The sequence below is a fragment of the Thalassobaculum sp. genome, from assembly GCF_040219215.1.
GTDB lineage: Bacteria > Pseudomonadota > Alphaproteobacteria > Thalassobaculales > Thalassobaculaceae > Thalassobaculum_A.
Map to the genome: position 1 here is coordinate 152,178 of NZ_JAVJSX010000022.1, position 14,411 is coordinate 166,588.

The following is a 14,411-nucleotide window of genomic DNA, read 5'->3' on the forward strand; positions in this document are numbered from 1 at the left end:
CCTCCCTCAGCCCACCAGAACGTCGTCGGAGTAGAGCCGCGTGCGGCCCGCATCGAACACGGCGTAAGCGTCGCCGCTCGGGATTGCGACGTCCTCCGGCACCTTGATCTTGAGAGCCCGTTCGCCAAGGCGGGCCGTAACGATGCGATACTGGCCGAGATCCTCGACCCCCACGATCGAGACCGGAACACCGGAGCCGGCTGCCGTATCGGCCAAGCTCAGGAATTCCGGGCGCACGCCAATCGAGGTGACGCCGCCCACTGTCCGCACCTGATGGATGAACGACTCAGGAAGCGGGATTCCGACGCCATCGACCGATACGCCGTCGCCCTCGGCGCGGCAGGGCAGGACGTTCATCCCGGGCGAGCCGATGAAATAGCCGACATAGGTGTGGGCGGGTCGCTCGAACAGTTCCTGCGGGGTACCGACCTGCAGGATGCGCCCCTCGCTCATCACGACGATCTGGTCGGCGAAGGTCAGCGCCTCATTCTGGTCGTGGGTAACGTACACCAGGGTCAGCTTGTATCGATCGTGCACCTGCTTGAGCTTGCGTCGAAGCTGCCATTTGAGATGCGGATCGATCACCGTCAGCGGCTCGTCGAACAGGATGGCCGCCACGTCGGAACGTACCAATCCGCGGCCCAGCGATATCTTCTGTTTGGCATCCGCCGACAGGTTGCGGGCCCGCTTGCCAAGATCCGGCGTCAGCTCCAGCATGTCGGCGATCTCGGTCACGCGGGAGTCGATCGTCGCCGGGTCGACCCGGCGATTGCGCAACGGGAACGCCAGATTGTCGCGCACCGTCATCGTGTCGTAGATCACCGGAAACTGGAAAACCTGGGCAATGTTGCGCTGTTCGGTCGGCAGATCGGTGACGTCGACTCCATCGAAGCGCACGGTACCGAAAGTCGGCCGGACCAGACCGGAGATCACGTTCAGCAAGGTGGTCTTGCCACAGCCGGACGGCCCGAGCAGCGCATAGGCGCCGCCGTCCATCCATTCGTGGTTCATCGGCTTCAGCGCAAAGCTGGCCGGGTCGGCGTCGCGGCCCAGGTAGCTTTGAGCGATGCTCTCGAAGTCGATGCGCGCCATCGCCGCCTCCTCAACCAGCAGCCGGTACGGCGGGTGCCGGCGATGCCACCAGCGTGCCGGCCGCGTCAAACGCGAAGACGTGATGCGGGTCCAGGTACACGGTCACCGGCGCACCCAGTGCCAGCGTGTGCACCCCGAGTTCCTGCGCAACCCACGACACCCCGTGATGGGCGACGTGCACGAAGGTCTCGGAACCATTGATCTCGGCCAGGTCGATGGTTCCGCCGATGGCAACCTGATCAGGCCCGGAGCGCCGCAGGTGGAGGTGCGGACTGCGCACGCCAAGCCGGAACCGGCCGTCGGGCAGTGCCGCAAGGTGACCGGTCGCCGGGAACCGAAGGTCGTCGGCGACAGCCACGACACCGCCGCTCACCGTGACGTCGATCAGGTTCATTGGCGGGTCGGAGAAAATCGAACCGACCGTCTCCGAAGCCGGGTTCTTGAAGACCTCGGCGGTTGGTCCGACCTGTCGCACGCGTCCCTCGTGCACGACGACAGTGCGCCCGCCCATCATCAATGCCTCAAGCGGCTCGGTCGTCGCATAGACGGCAATCGCATCACGCTGATTGAAGATCTCGCGCAGTTCCGCGCGCAGCTCCTCACGCAACTTGTAGTCGAGATTGACCAGCGGCTCGTCGAGGAGCAGCAGGTCGGCCTGCTTCACCAGGGCCCGGGCCAGCGCGGTACGCTGCTGCTGTCCGCCGGACAGTTCCTGCGGCAACCGTCCGAGCAGGGCGTCGATCCGCAAGGTCTCCGCGGTTTCACGGACCCGACGATCGATCTCCGCTGCGCTCAGCCCGGCGCGCCGAAGCGGCGAGGCGATGTTCTCGTATACCGTGAATGACGGATAATTGATGAACTGCTGATAAACCATCGCGACCGAACGCTGGCGGACCGACATGCCGGTCACGTCCCGTCCGTTCTCGGCCAACCGTCCGGACGTCGGCCGGTCGAGTCCGGCCATCAGCCGCATCAGGGTCGTCTTGCCGGCCAATGTCGGTCCCAGCAACACGGTGACCGAACCAGGGACAAGTTCCAGGTCGGTCTCGTGAATGTGGATGTCCCGCCCGACACGTCGGGTGACACCGGTCATCAACAACGTCATCTGGTTGGGCTCCCGCACTTTCGCGGAGCCCAGGCCGGGGAATCGCTAGTGGCCGCCCACCGCTCTATCCGTCGCATGCCTGTCTCCCAGTCCGCCCGCCGTGCGCGCGACCATCCAGTCGTCGAGCCGGTGGATCTCCTGCTTGGTCATTCGCAAGCCAAGCTTGGTTCGACGCCAGACCACATCTTCGGCCTGCAGCGCCCATTCATGGTTCATTAGATACTGAACTTCAGCCTCTGTTAGATCCGCGCCAAACACGACACCGAGGTCGGCTGCGCTGTCGGCAGTACCGATCATGTTCCAGACCCGGGTGCCATAGGCCCGCACCAGCCGTCGCGCGGTGGCGTGGCCCAGGTCGGGAATACGCTCGCGCAGCCCGCCGACCAGCGCATCGACCCCGCGCGGGTCGAAATCGCCACCCGGCAGCGGTGCCGTACCGGTCCAGGAGGGGCCGAGCTTCGGGAAGCTGCGCTTCAGATGATCCATCGCCGCCTCGGCGAGGCGGCGGAACGTGGTGATCTTTCCGCCGAACACGCTCAGCGACGGCCCGCCACGGCTCTCCGACCATTCCAGCACGTAGTCGCGGGTCGCCTCCTGCGCCTTGCTGGCCCCGTCATCGTACAGCGGGCGAACCCCGGAATAGGTCCAGACCACGTCGGCCGGCGTTACCGGCGCCTGGAAGTACTCGGCGGTCAGGCGGCAGAGATAGGCAATCTCGTCGTCGCTGATCGCCGCCGCGCCGGGATCGCCCTGATAATCCTCGTCGGTCGTGCCGATCAGTGTGAACGCGCCCTCGTAGGGGATCGAGAAGATGATCCGCCCATCGGAGTTCTGGAAGATGTAGCAGCGGTCGTGCTCGTACAGCCGAGGCACGACGATGTGGCTGCCTTTGACCAGGCGAACGGAGCTGCCGGTGTTGACGCCGAGGCGCCCGCCCAGCACATCGGCGACCCAGGGGCCGGCAGCATTGACCACCGCGCGCGCGCGGACGATGCGCTCCCCCTCGGGGCCGAGCAGCCGCGCAACCCACGCTCCATCGACGATCTTGGCGTCGACCAGCGCCGTGCGTGTCAGGATCTCGGCTCCGCGTTCCCGCGCGTCCATCGCGTTGAGCACGACGAGCCGGGTGTCCTCGACCCAGCAGTCGGAGTACTCGAAGCCCAGGCGGTACTCCTGCTTCAACGGAGCGCCGACCGGTGACCGTGTGAGGTCGATCATCCGTGTTCCCGGCAGCAACGCGCGGCCGCCGAGATGATCGTAAATGAACAAACCAAGTCGCAGCAGCCATGCCGGACGCAGGCCGCGATGATGCGGCAGCACGAAGCGCAGCGGCCAGATGATGTGAGGCGCGGCACGCAGCAGCACCTCGCGCTCCTTCAACGCCTCGCGCACCAGACGAAATTCGTAGTGCTCAAGGTAGCGAAGCCCGCCGTGAACCAGCTTGGTGCTTGATGACGAGGTCGCGGACGCCAGGTCACCCTTCTCCGCAAGGACGACCGAAAGCCCGCGCCCGGCGGCGTCCCGCGCGATCCCCGCGCCGTTGATTCCACCGCCGATGATCAGGACATCAACACTCGCGGATACCGTGTCCACCTGTCCTCCCGAAGTCCGGCTCAATGCCTCTCAGGGACCGGCCCGTCTTTTCGGCATTGCGGATTTCGAGTCGTACTAGGTGGTCGAAATTTTCGCAAACGAAATTTAACCAATCAAACGTCGGCCGTCACGGTCCGAACGTTGTGATGTCGAAAAGTATCGGCGAACGCTTCGGGTACCGGTCCGTTCGTGAAAAGCGTGTGCATCTGGGCGATATGGCCCAGGCGAACCATGGCTTTCCGGCCGAACTTCGAACTGTCGGCGCACAGGAACACCTTTTCGGAATTGCGCACGATCGACTGCGCCACCCGGACCTCGCGATAATCGAAATCCAACAGCGAACCGTCCTCGGCTATGCCGCTGATCCCGATCACACCGATGTCGACCCTGAACTGCTGGATCAGGTCAGTGGCCGATTCGCCGACGATGCCGCCGTCGCGGTTGCGCACCACGCCACCGGCGATGATCACCTCGAAACTCGGATTGCGGCACAGGATCTGGGCGACGTTCAGGTTGTTCGTGATCACCCGCAAGCCGGTGTGATCGAGCAGGGCGCCGGCCACCGCCTCGGTGGTGGTGCCGATGTTGATGAACAGCGACGAATGGTCCGGGATCTCGGCCGCGACCTGGCGTCCGATCGCCCGCTTCTCGGCATCGAACGACAGGCGGCGGCGGTCGTACGGGGCATTTTCGACGCTGGACGACAGCCCGGCCCCACCGTGATAGCGCTTCAGGTCGCCGCGCTCCGACAGATGGTTGATATCGCGCCGGATGGTCTGCGGCGTCACCTCGAACAGGGTGACCAGCTCGTCGATCGAGGCATAGCCGCGCTCGGTGACGATCTCCCTGATCCGGCCGCGCCGACGGGTCGCCTTGTCCATTACCAGCCTCGTTTTCTTTTTTCTGGAAAAGGGTAGTCGTTTTCGATTTTCTTTCTCAATCGAAAATCCACGACCAATGACTGCGCAAACCGACACCGATGCGGGCGCAGCGGAACAGTCCGGGGAGGTTGGCATGGCCGGCACGCAGGCGATCGTCGCGATCGACCAGGGAACCACCAGCAGCCGTGCCATCGCGTTCCGTACCGACGGCTCGATCATAGCCGTCGCCCAGCGCGAGTTCCGGCAGATATACCCGGCCAGCGGTTGGGTCGAGCACGATCCCGAGGAGATCTGGAGCACCGCCCAAGCGGTTACGCGCGAGGCCATAGACGCCGCCGAATCCGCCGGGCTCAGCGTCGCGGCGATCGGCATCACCAACCAGCGCGAGACCACGATCGTCTGGGACCGCGGCACAGGCAAGGCGATCCACAACGCCATCGTGTGGCAGGACCGACGAACCGCCGGTGTGTGTGCACGGCTGCGCGACGACGGGCTTGAGGATCTGATCACCGAGCGCACCGGACTACTGCTCGACCCATATTTCTCGGCCACCAAGGTCGCCTGGATCCTCGACCACGTCGACGGCGCCCGCGACCGCGCGGCCCGTGGCGAGTTGGCCTTCGGCACGGTCGACAGCTTCCTGATGTGGCGACTGACCGGCGGCCGCCGGCATGTCACCGACGCCACCAACGCGGCGCGCACCAACTTGTGCGGGCTGACCACCAGCGCCTGGGACGACCGTCTACTGGAGATCTTCCAGGTCCCAGCCTCGATGCTGCCGGAGATCCTGGACTGTGCCGCGGAGTTCGGCGAGACCGACCCGTCGATCCTCGGCAAGCGCCTGCCGGTCCTCGGAATCGCCGGTGACCAGCAGGCGGCAGCCGTCGGCCAGGCCTGTTTTCGGCCCGGCGACATCAAGTCGACCTACGGCACCGGCTGCTTCGTGATCCTGAACACCGGAAACGCCCCGGTGCGTTCGTCGAACCGGCTGCTCAGCACCCTGTGCTACCGGGTAGCCGGTCGGAACACCTACGCCCTTGAGGGTGCGATCTTCGTTTCCGGCGCCGTCGTCCAATGGCTGCGGGACGGGCTGGGGGTGATCGAGAAGGCCTCGGAGACCGAGGCATTGGCCCGATCGGTCGACGATACCGGCGGGGTGTATCTGGTTCCGGCATTCACCGGGCTGGGTGCGCCATTCTGGGACGCCGAGGCGCGTGGCGCGATGTTCGGGCTGACCCGCGACACCGGGCGGGCGCATCTGGCGCGCGCGGCCCTGGAGTCGGTCGCCTATCAGACCCGCGACCTGTTCCGCGCCATGGCCGAAGACGGGGTCAAGCCGGAAACCCTGCGGGTCGATGGCGGCATGGCGGCCAACGACTGGCTGATGCAGTTCCTGTCGGATGTATTGTCGATCCCGGTCGAGCGGCCGACCGTGACCGAAACCACCGCACTTGGCGCGGCCGCACTGGCCGCTCTGCAGGCCGGCATCTACAGTTCGCTGGACGATGTCGCGGCGTCCTGGGCGCTGGACCGGCGGTTCGAGCCGGACATGGCACCGATGACCCGCCGGCGGCTGCTGTCCGGCTGGGACTCCGCCGTCGCCCGCACCCGAATCCGGATCGGCTGACGCGGGCTACACCACCGGGCTGAGCCCGCCGTCAACGTTGATGGCGGTGCCGCTGACGTAGCCACCGAGATCGGAGGCCAGCAGGCAGGCCACCGCGGCGAACTCGTCGGCCTCGCCGACCCGGCCCAGCGGGATGTTGCGCGCCATGTCGGCGTAGTAGTCGTCGAGCGTGGCGTTCGAGCCGCCTGCCGCACCGGCGGCATGCCGGCGCACCCACTGGTCGCTCTTGATCCGGCCGACCAGCAGAGCGTTCACCAGGACATTGTGCGGCGCCAACTCGCCAGCCAGGACCTTGGTGAGTGCCATGCCGGCGGCCCGGCTGACCGCAGTCGGCGCTCCCTCAGCCGGCGGTGCCTTGGCCCCGGTGTTCAGGACATTGATGATCCGGCCCCAGCGCCGCTCGACCATGCCCGGAATCACCCGCCTCGCCAGACGGATAGCGGCGAACAACTTCAGATCCAGGTCGGCCTGCCAAGTCTCGTCATCGACTTCGAGGAACGGTGCGCGCTTGGAGGATCCCGCGTTGTTGACCAGGATGTCGATCGGCCCGACCGCGGCTTCGGCCTCGCGGACCAGCCGTGCGCAGTCCGCGGCATCGGCAACGTCCGCGGCAATGGCGGTCGGCGGCGAGCCGGCGGTAGCGGCGATCGCATCGCATGCTTCGGAAAGGATCTCAGGTCGGCGCGCGGTGATCACCACCCGTGCCCCGGCCTCGACGAACCGGGTCGCGATGGCGCGCCCGACGCCAAGGCTGCCACCGGTTACCAGCGCGGTGCGCCCATCCAAACGAACCTGCATCTCGCCCTCCCCGGCGATGTCGGTGCTTGGATAGCGTCATATCATTGTTTGATGCGGGCGCCGTCGCCGTTGACGCAAGGGCATCGTTCCGTGCGGGCGCGGTTGAGCATCCCCTGCACGCCAAGCGGCGCCGGGCGGACATCCACACTGGCCGCCCACGCCTTCAACGCCATGTTCTGCTGTTCGATCGCGGTGAGAGCCGCTGCCATCGCCGGATCGGTCCGCAGCGCCCGTTCGACAACGGCCGCCCCGACTTCGTCCAGCGCACCGTCGGCATACGCCGACACCATTTCCCAGCTGTGGACGTCCAATTCATCACCCATAACGTCTCCCCGCGCGCATCACTTCGCTGATGAACATGATGCATATCACGGGGAGAACGCTACGGGCGCCGCCCGGTTCCCTGACCAGGGGGGGGAACGACGGTGATGGACCGGTCGCGAAAACCGGGCGGCTACAGTGTCAGGCGGTGCCGGCGGACAGGTGGGTCCGGACCGGCTTCGACGAGATGCCAACGCGCGCAAGCGCGATGTCCCCCGTCTCCTCCTGAATTCGACGTAGTTTGGCGCGGACGCGAGACACTCGCGACTTCACCGTTCCAATCTCAACTTCCAGCATCTGCGCGATCGTCTCGTACGGCAGCTCCTCGACGGTCGCCATGATCAGCAGGCTGCGCTCTTCACCGGTCAGCATGCCGAATGCTCGCGCGATCTCCTGGGTCTCGACCCGGGCGAACTGGTCGCCCATCACCCGCTCTTCGCCATCGGCGGCGCCGAACCGACGCTCTTCAGCATGATCACGGACACGCTGGCGGCGGCGGCATTCGGTGTAGAAGCGATTGCGCATGATCGTGAAGAGCCATGCCTTCAGGTTGGTTCCCGCTTCGAACTGGTGCGACCGGCCCAGCGAGCGCTCGAGGGTGTCCTGCAGCAGGTCGTCGGCATCCGCCGCGTTGCGGGCCAACGAGTGCGCGAACCGCCGCAGCGTCGGAATCATCTGCTCGATTTCATCGACGAATTCGCTGCGCATATTCTTGCCTCCGCGTTGTGTACGAAGAGACAATTAGCGATTTTCTGACCTCTATCAATTGGTAAACATAGTAACCTTCAACATAACACAGTGTAAAAGCGCTGGATCCATGATTATCACATCTATGCCACTTTTTTATCACAGGTATCTATTTAGCGAATACATGAAACCGTAAGATTGACACAACATACGCGAGACGCCGGTCTGGCAGCGCCGCCGCCCAATGCAAACGGCACCCCGGGCCGTGGCGGTTCAGGTCATTGGCTCGATGCAGAAGACATTGATGGGGGATCCCGGCGTTGGCCGGATCCCTGGCAGCGGCAGGAATCAGACTCAGTCCGATAGAGCCAGAGGCAGTTGGACTTCCATGGCAAGCCCGCCTTCAGGCCGGTTGCTGGCGCTGATCGAGCCGCCCATTACCCGGACGTGGCGCTGTACGATCCACAGCCCCATCCCGAAATTCTCGCGCGCAGCCGCCTCCGGGTCGGTCCTGCCCCTTGGACGGCGCGAGAAGCCTTTCTCAAACATCCTCTGCGCGACCTCGCCGTTGACGCCCGGCCCCTCGTCAAGCACCGACAGGATCGCCTGTCCCCCTGCTGAACGCACGGAAACACCAACCGTGGTCCCGGGCGACGAAAAGCTGATCGCGTTGTCGATCAGATTCTCAACGATGGTCTCGATCACCTCGTCGCCGCCAATGACGACGACGTTCGGCTCGACATCGGTTCGCAGGCCGACATTCCTCTGCTCCGAAGGACCGCGCATGTCCTCCACCAGACCGGCCACCGTTGCACCGAGGTCGATCCGATCGGTCGGCGGGTCGGCGATCTGCGCCGCCGCATCGATTGACCGGTGCGCATGAACCACGAGTTCGCCCAACCGGCCACAGGACTGGTCGATGATCTCAAGCGCCCTCTGACCGCGCTGGTTGGTTTCCGGCACCACCAGGCGAAGCGGTTCCAGCGACTGTCTTATCGCGCCGATCGGAGTCTTCAGCGCGTGGGCGCTTTCCTCCGCAGTCTCGCGGATGAAGGCGGCACTGCCCCGCAGCCGGTCGACCATCGCATCGAACTGCCGTGCGACCCCGGACAGCTCCGGCACTTCGTTGAGTGCTTCAAATCGGCGGTTCGGCTCCCGTCCCGTGGCGATCAGACGGGCCAAGCGTTCAAAGCGCGCCAGGTTTCTCGACACCGACAGCAACACGAGGAGCATGACCGCTGCCAGCGACAGATACAGGCCAAGGGCCAGCAGCACCTCCGGCCGCTGCCAGTACGGCACCGAAATGGTGCGAGCCAGCGACGCCGAGGCGGCCAGCCGCGTCACCAGGGCCCAACAACCGTTGCCGGTCTGCATCGGCGTCACTGCCACCACGAGCATTTCTTCGGCGCTGCCGTTGTCGAGCGTTTGGCCGATCGGTTCGGTGGCGTCGCAGGAATTCCAAGCCGTCTCGAGCAGGCGCGAGCGGATCAGGAACCTTCGCTCGGACTCCAGGGCATCCGCTGGAATGGGCGGTACCGCCGCGACCAGCAGGAACGAGTCGATCGTCGACTCCTGGGGTCGGTACAACAGGCGCAGCCCAACCTGATCACCGGCCAACGCCGCCATGCGGGGGCCAAGCTGGGTCAGTTCCGTGGGGTCCGCCTTCATCAGGACCGACCGCATCGACTCGATGATGGCCTGCCCTTGGTTGGCGATCCCGTCCAACAACAGGGCTGTACGCTCCGCTTCGGCTATCCGGAACTGCTGGTAGAGGACAGCCGGGACCGCGGCGAACAGGATGATGACCAGAGCCAGTTTCGCCGTGATCGGCCGCAACGGAGACCGCAGGCTCACACCGACACGGGGTTCATGACACACCCCCCTCGGTGTCCTGTGCACGCCACCGGTACCCGAACCCCGGATAGTTCTCGATCTCCGAGAACGTCTCGTCGATCTCTTCGAACTTCCGTCGAATCCGCTTGATGAACCCCCGGACGTTCGCCCGGTATCCATCGCCGGCGGCACCCGCGTGGAACCCGTCGCCATGCACCAGGTCGTAGATATCGCGGTACCGGGTATCGCGGCCCGCTTCCACGGCCAGCGCATGCACGATCTGGAATTCCGTCAGCGTCAACGGCACCAGCCTGTCCTGCCAATAGGCGCGCCCTACCTCCGGGTCGAGCAACAAGTGACCGATCCTGGCCTTGGCGGTACCAGCATCATCGTCAACCACCGCGTCCATGCCGGCCCCGATGGGGTTGCGACGTCCTGCCAGGACCGTCCGCACCCGATGCAGCAGGATCGAGAAGCTGCGTGACTTGTCGATGAAATCAAGCGCGCCGGTAGCCAGGGCCGCCTCTTCATAGATCTGGTCGGTCAGGCTGGTCAGGAAGATCACCGGGATTTCGTGCCCGGCGCGCCGCATCTCCCGCAAGGTGTCCAAGCCGCTGAACTGACCCATCTTCCAGTCAAGCAGGATGAGGTCGGCGGTTTCGCCCCCTTTCAGGTGCTCGAGCAGGGCTTCGCCGCTCGGCAGGCCGTGGACCGACACTCCCTGATCCTCGAAGTTCATCGACAGCGTTTCGCGAATGATCGAATCGTCATCGACGATCAGGATGTGCACGTTCTCCATCATGCCCCGCCTCTCACTCCGCCCTGGCGGTTCGGCGGGCGAGGCTCCGGCGGCATCGGTCGCGATCGCCGTCACCCAGTGACGGAGGCAGGATCGCGGTACCGAGAACGCCCATGCTGCCCAGATCGACACTCGGATACATGTGCACCTCGATTTGACAGGCGCCGTGATTGTAAACCCAAACCTTGCCCGGCGACTGCTCCCGAATGCTATCCGGCTGACCGATCAGGGTGACGACGGTCGACTCCGTTGCGCCGCGGAGCGTTCTCAGATCGAACGGTTCAACTTTCGCGGAAGCCGGCCTGGGCACCGGCACCGGCGCGGCGGCCTGTGGGATCGAGTTCTCGGGTCGGGAAACCGGCGGTGGAGCGGTGGCAACGGTCGGCGCCGGCGTCGGCGTCGGCGGTGGCGGCACCGTTGCTGCACACGCTGTGATGAGAAGTGCCGTGGTCAAGACCAGTAACTCGCGCATAGCGCTGTCATCCCCCGGCGGCTCAGGCGTGTCAACGGTCCCCAGTGCACGTGGCCTGACCGCCCACCAACTTGCATTGTGTGGTGCCGCCCGCTTTCATGGCGCCATCGGAAGCTCCGGAGTTCCCCCATGCCGTCCACACACCCCCTTCTGTTCAAGCCGTTGACCATAGGGTCGGTGACGCTTCCCAACAGGGTTGTCATCTCTCCAATGGACCAGTACTCGGCCGTCGATGGTGTTCCGACGACCTATCATCTGGTGCACTACGGCAAGTTCGCCATGGGTGGCGCCGGCTCCGTTTTCGTCGAAGCGACAGGAGTTTCCGAAGACGGACGAATCACCAATGGCTGCCCCGGACTGTACAACGCCGATCAGGTGAAAGCGTTCCGGCCGATCACCGACTTCATCAAACAGCAGCGCTCCGTGCCGGCCGTCCAGATCGGTCACGGGGGGCGCAAGGCCAGCACCCAGCGCCCATGGGAAGGCGGCGGCCCGGTGACGGGCGCCGAGATCGCACGCGGCGATCGGCTGTGGAAGCCGTTCGGCCCGTCGGAAAATGCCCTGGCCGAAGGCTGGCTGACGCCGAAGATGATGGACGATGCCGACCTCGCAAGGACCCGGCAGGATTTCGCCGATGCCGCGGAGCGCGCCGGGGAAGCGGGGTTCGACATTGTCGAGATCCACATGGCCCACGGCTATCTGCTGCAGTCGTTCCTGTCGCCGCTGTCCAACAAGCGCAATGACGGCTATGGCGGCGACCGGTCCGGGCGCATGCGCTTTCCGCTGGAGGTCGCCGAGGCGGTGCGCGCGGTCTGGCCGAAAGACAAGCCGCTGTTCGTGCGTATTTCTTCGGTCGACGGCATCGACGACGGCTGGGAGATGGACGACAGCGTCGCGCTGGCCCATGAGTTGAAGGCGCGCGGCGTCGACGTGATCGACTGCTCGTCCGGCGGCAACAGCCCCAAGGGCGCGACCAACGCGAACCTGACGCGCGGTCCGGGCTATCAGGTCCCGTTCGCCGAACGCATCAAGCGCGAAGTCGGCATCCAGACCATGGCCGTCGGCCTGATCCGCGAACCGGATCTGGCCGAGAAGATCCTGCAGGACGGCCGGGCCGACCTGATCGCGGTCGGACGCCAGGCTCTGGTCGATCCGTTCTGGGCACTTCACGCCGCCCAGCACTTCGACATCGACCCGGATTTCGAGAAGTGGCCGCACCAGTATGCCTGGTGGCTGGAGAAATGGGACAAGGGTCTGCGGGCCAGCAAAGCGCGGGAACAGGCGGCGGAGTAAGCGGTCAGTCCGCGGTGGAGATTGCCGCCAGGAACCGGGGTCCGAACTTCTCAAGCTTGGCGGCGCCGACTCCGTGAACGCCCGACAGGGCATTCAGGTTTTCCGGGCGGCGTTCCGCCATTTCGGTCAGGGAGCGGTCGTGGAACACCGTGTAGGCCGGAATACCGAGTTCGCGGGCGATGTCGCGGCGCAGCGCCTTCAGTGCGGTCAGCAGGGGCGCGTTCTGCGGCGACGCGGTGACCGCCGGGCTCGACTTGCCACGCCGTGACCGTCCCTTGTCCTCCTTGACCGGCCGGCGCAAGCCGATTGGGTCCTCACCCTTCAGCACGGCCCGGCCGCGCGGACCGAGCAGCAGCGCGCCATAGCCGGTGGTGTCGATGTCGACCACGCCGGTCGCCACAAGCTGGCGGATCACCGAGCGCCAGCCGTTCTTGTCGAACTCGGTGCCGATCCCGAAGGTCGGCAGCGCATCATGGCCGTACTGCGTGACCGCGTCGTTGACGTGGCCGGTGAGCACGTCGACCACATGCGCCGCACCGTAGCGCGACCCGGTGCGAAGGATGGCCGACAACACCTTCTGGGCCGGCACCGTGCCGTCGATTACATCCGGCGGGTCCAGGCAGACATCGCAGTTGCCGCACCGCTCCACCAGTTCCTCCCCGAACGCCCTCAGCAGGGCCTTCCGGCGACACTCCGTGGTCTCGCACAGCCCGAGCAGGGCGTTCAGGCGCTGATGCTCGACCCGGCGCTGCTCGTCCGGCGCATCGGACTCATCGATGAACCGGCGGCGCTGCCGGATGTCGGCCAGGCCGTACAGCATGGTGACGGTGGATGGCGCCCCGTCACGACCGGCGCGACCGATCTCCTGGTAGTAGGCCTCGATCGAACTCGGCAGATCGGCGTGCACCACGATCCGCACATCCGGCTTGTCGATGCCCATCCCGAAGGCGATGGTCGCGACCATCACCACGCCGTCTTCGCTGACGAAGCGATCCTGGTTCTCGGCCCGCTGCTCGGCGGGCATGCCTGCGTGATACGCCAAGGCATTGTAGCCGCGCCGGACCAGATCGGCCGCGGTCTCCTCCACCGAACGGCGCGACAGACGGTAGACGATGCCGCTGCGGTCGGGGTTGTCGTCGAGGATTGCGATGATCTGGCGCTGCGGGTCGCGCTTCTCGGCGATCCGGATGGTCAGGTTCGGCCGGTCGAAGCCGAACACGAATTCCTCGGCATCGCCGGTGCACAGGTTCTCGATGATGTCGCGCCGCGTCGGCGCGTCCGCGGTCGCGGTGAACGCGGCGACCGGTACTCCCGGGAACCGCGCCCGCAGGCGCGGCAACGCCAGATATTCCGGCCGGAACGCGTGGCCCCACCGGCTGATGCAGTGCGCCTCGTCGACCACCAGCCGCGACAGGCGGATCCTGCCAAGGCCCTCCATCACGCCGTCGAGCATCAGCCGTTCCGGCGCCGCGTACAGCAGCCGCAACCGGCCCGCCATCGCCTCACGCCAGGTCTCTGCGTTGTCCTCGCGGCTGCGCCCGGAATGCAGGGCGCCAGCGGCAACGCCCTGCAGACGCAGGGCCCGCACCTGATCGTCCATCAGCGCGATTAACGGAGACACCACCACGGTCAGTCCGCCGTCGATCACCGCCGGCAACTGAAAGCACAGCGACTTGCCGGCACCGGTCGGCATCACCGCCAGGGTGTCGCGGCCTGCGAGCAGGCTGGTGACGACCTCCTGCTGGCCGGGTCGGAAGTCGTGGAACCCGAAGACCTCGGCCAGCGCGGCGCGGGCCGTGGACATCGGATCGTCGGCGGATGCGAGCGGATCGGGGAGAGCCATGCCCCGTGGATAGCACCGCCGCCACCCCGGGTCACCCGCCGGCTGGCCGCCCTGCCGATCCGGCGGC

General features: G+C 65.8%; 12 protein-coding genes. 2 read left to right on the top strand and 10 right to left on the bottom strand.

Annotation, left to right across the window (positions count from 1 at the left end; translation table 11 throughout):
• Positions 1-6: 6 nt before the first annotated feature.
• The 4 genes from RIC54_RS16345 to RIC54_RS16360 all read right to left on the bottom strand — a co-directional run bounded on the left by RIC54_RS16345 (position 7) and on the right by RIC54_RS16360 (position 4,671).
• Positions 7-1,092 carry an ABC transporter ATP-binding protein gene (locus tag RIC54_RS16345; RefSeq protein WP_350090179.1) on the bottom strand — a complete coding sequence of 362 codons (1,086 nt, stop codon included), beginning with the start codon at positions 1,090-1,092 and terminating at the stop codon, positions 7-9.
• A 10-nt stretch (positions 1,093-1,102) separates the two neighbouring features.
• Positions 1,103-2,197 (bottom strand): ABC transporter ATP-binding protein, encoded by a 1,095-nt coding sequence (locus RIC54_RS16350; RefSeq protein WP_350090182.1) that lies wholly within the window; start codon positions 2,195-2,197, stop codon positions 1,103-1,105.
• A gap of 45 nt (positions 2,198-2,242) precedes the next feature.
• Entirely contained in the window at positions 2,243-3,790 is a 1,548-nt protein-coding gene (gene glpD, locus RIC54_RS16355) for a glycerol-3-phosphate dehydrogenase (protein WP_350090185.1), read from the bottom strand.
• 113 nt (positions 3,791-3,903) lie between these two features.
• Complete coding sequence (locus RIC54_RS16360; protein WP_350090188.1) at positions 3,904-4,671, bottom strand: DeoR/GlpR family DNA-binding transcription regulator; 768 nt, start codon at positions 4,669-4,671, stop codon at positions 3,904-3,906.
• Positions 4,672-4,804: 133 nt separating this feature from the next.
• Between RIC54_RS16360 and glpK the strand changes: the two genes are divergently transcribed.
• The gene (gene glpK / locus RIC54_RS16365) at positions 4,805-6,298 is read left to right on the top strand and encodes a glycerol kinase GlpK (protein WP_350090191.1); all 1,494 of its coding nucleotides are present in this window, start codon (positions 4,805-4,807) and stop codon (positions 6,296-6,298) included.
• Between the two features lie 6 nt (positions 6,299-6,304).
• Here the strand turns inward: glpK and RIC54_RS16370 are convergent, their stop codons facing one another.
• From RIC54_RS16370 to RIC54_RS16390, 5 genes are all read right to left on the bottom strand, one after another.
• Positions 6,305-7,096 (bottom strand): SDR family oxidoreductase, encoded by a 792-nt coding sequence (locus RIC54_RS16370; protein ID WP_350090194.1) that lies wholly within the window; start codon positions 7,094-7,096, stop codon positions 6,305-6,307.
• A gap of 41 nt (positions 7,097-7,137) precedes the next feature.
• Positions 7,138-7,419, bottom strand: coding sequence for an anti-sigma factor (locus RIC54_RS16375; protein ID WP_350090197.1), 282 nt, complete (start codon positions 7,417-7,419; stop codon positions 7,138-7,140).
• A gap of 139 nt (positions 7,420-7,558) precedes the next feature.
• Complete coding sequence (locus RIC54_RS16380; RefSeq protein WP_350090200.1) at positions 7,559-8,125, bottom strand: RNA polymerase sigma factor; 567 nt, start codon at positions 8,123-8,125, stop codon at positions 7,559-7,561.
• Positions 8,126-8,458: 333 nt separating this feature from the next.
• A complete protein-coding gene (locus RIC54_RS16385; RefSeq protein WP_350090203.1) occupies positions 8,459-9,958 on the bottom strand; it encodes a sensor histidine kinase in 1,500 nt (499 codons plus the stop codon).
• Positions 9,959-9,971: 13 nt separating this feature from the next.
• Positions 9,972-10,739 (bottom strand): response regulator transcription factor, encoded by a 768-nt coding sequence (locus tag RIC54_RS16390; RefSeq protein WP_350090206.1) that lies wholly within the window; start codon positions 10,737-10,739, stop codon positions 9,972-9,974.
• 598 nt (positions 10,740-11,337) lie between these two features.
• Between RIC54_RS16390 and RIC54_RS16395 the strand changes: the two genes are divergently transcribed.
• The gene (locus RIC54_RS16395; protein ID WP_350090209.1) at positions 11,338-12,501 is read left to right on the top strand and encodes an NADH:flavin oxidoreductase/NADH oxidase; all 1,164 of its coding nucleotides are present in this window, start codon (positions 11,338-11,340) and stop codon (positions 12,499-12,501) included.
• Between the two features lie 4 nt (positions 12,502-12,505).
• Here the strand turns inward: RIC54_RS16395 and recQ are convergent, their stop codons facing one another.
• A complete protein-coding gene (gene recQ / locus RIC54_RS16400) occupies positions 12,506-14,305 on the bottom strand; it encodes a DNA helicase RecQ (RefSeq protein WP_350090212.1) in 1,800 nt (599 codons plus the stop codon).
• Positions 14,306-14,411 lie beyond the last annotated feature (106 nt).

What these genes read in the sequence shown, in the direction of transcription:
- glpK (WP_350090191.1), top strand. Translation starts at nt 4,805, where the DNA reads ATGGCCGGCACGCAGGCGATCGTCGCGATCGACCAGGGAACCACCAGC.
- RIC54_RS16395 (WP_350090209.1), top strand. Translation starts at nt 11,338, where the DNA reads ATGCCGTCCACACACCCCCTTCTGTTCAAGCCGTTGACCATAGGGTCG.
- RIC54_RS16380 (WP_350090200.1), bottom strand. Translation starts at nt 8,125, where the DNA reads ATGCGCAGCGAATTCGTCGATGAAATCGAGCAGATGATTCCGACGCTG.
- RIC54_RS16375 (WP_350090197.1), bottom strand. Translation starts at nt 7,419, where the DNA reads ATGGGTGATGAATTGGACGTCCACAGCTGGGAAATGGTGTCGGCGTAT.
- RIC54_RS16345 (WP_350090179.1), bottom strand. Translation starts at nt 1,092, where the DNA reads ATGGCGCGCATCGACTTCGAGAGCATCGCTCAAAGCTACCTGGGCCGC.
- RIC54_RS16370 (WP_350090194.1), bottom strand. Translation starts at nt 7,096, where the DNA reads ATGCAGGTTCGTTTGGATGGGCGCACCGCGCTGGTAACCGGTGGCAGC.
- RIC54_RS16390 (WP_350090206.1), bottom strand. Translation starts at nt 10,739, where the DNA reads ATGATGGAGAACGTGCACATCCTGATCGTCGATGACGATTCGATCATT.
- recQ (WP_350090212.1), bottom strand. Translation starts at nt 14,305, where the DNA reads ATGTCCACGGCCCGCGCCGCGCTGGCCGAGGTCTTCGGGTTCCACGAC.
- RIC54_RS16360 (WP_350090188.1), bottom strand. Translation starts at nt 4,671, where the DNA reads ATGGACAAGGCGACCCGTCGGCGCGGCCGGATCAGGGAGATCGTCACC.
- RIC54_RS16350 (WP_350090182.1), bottom strand. Translation starts at nt 2,197, where the DNA reads ATGACGTTGTTGATGACCGGTGTCACCCGACGTGTCGGGCGGGACATC.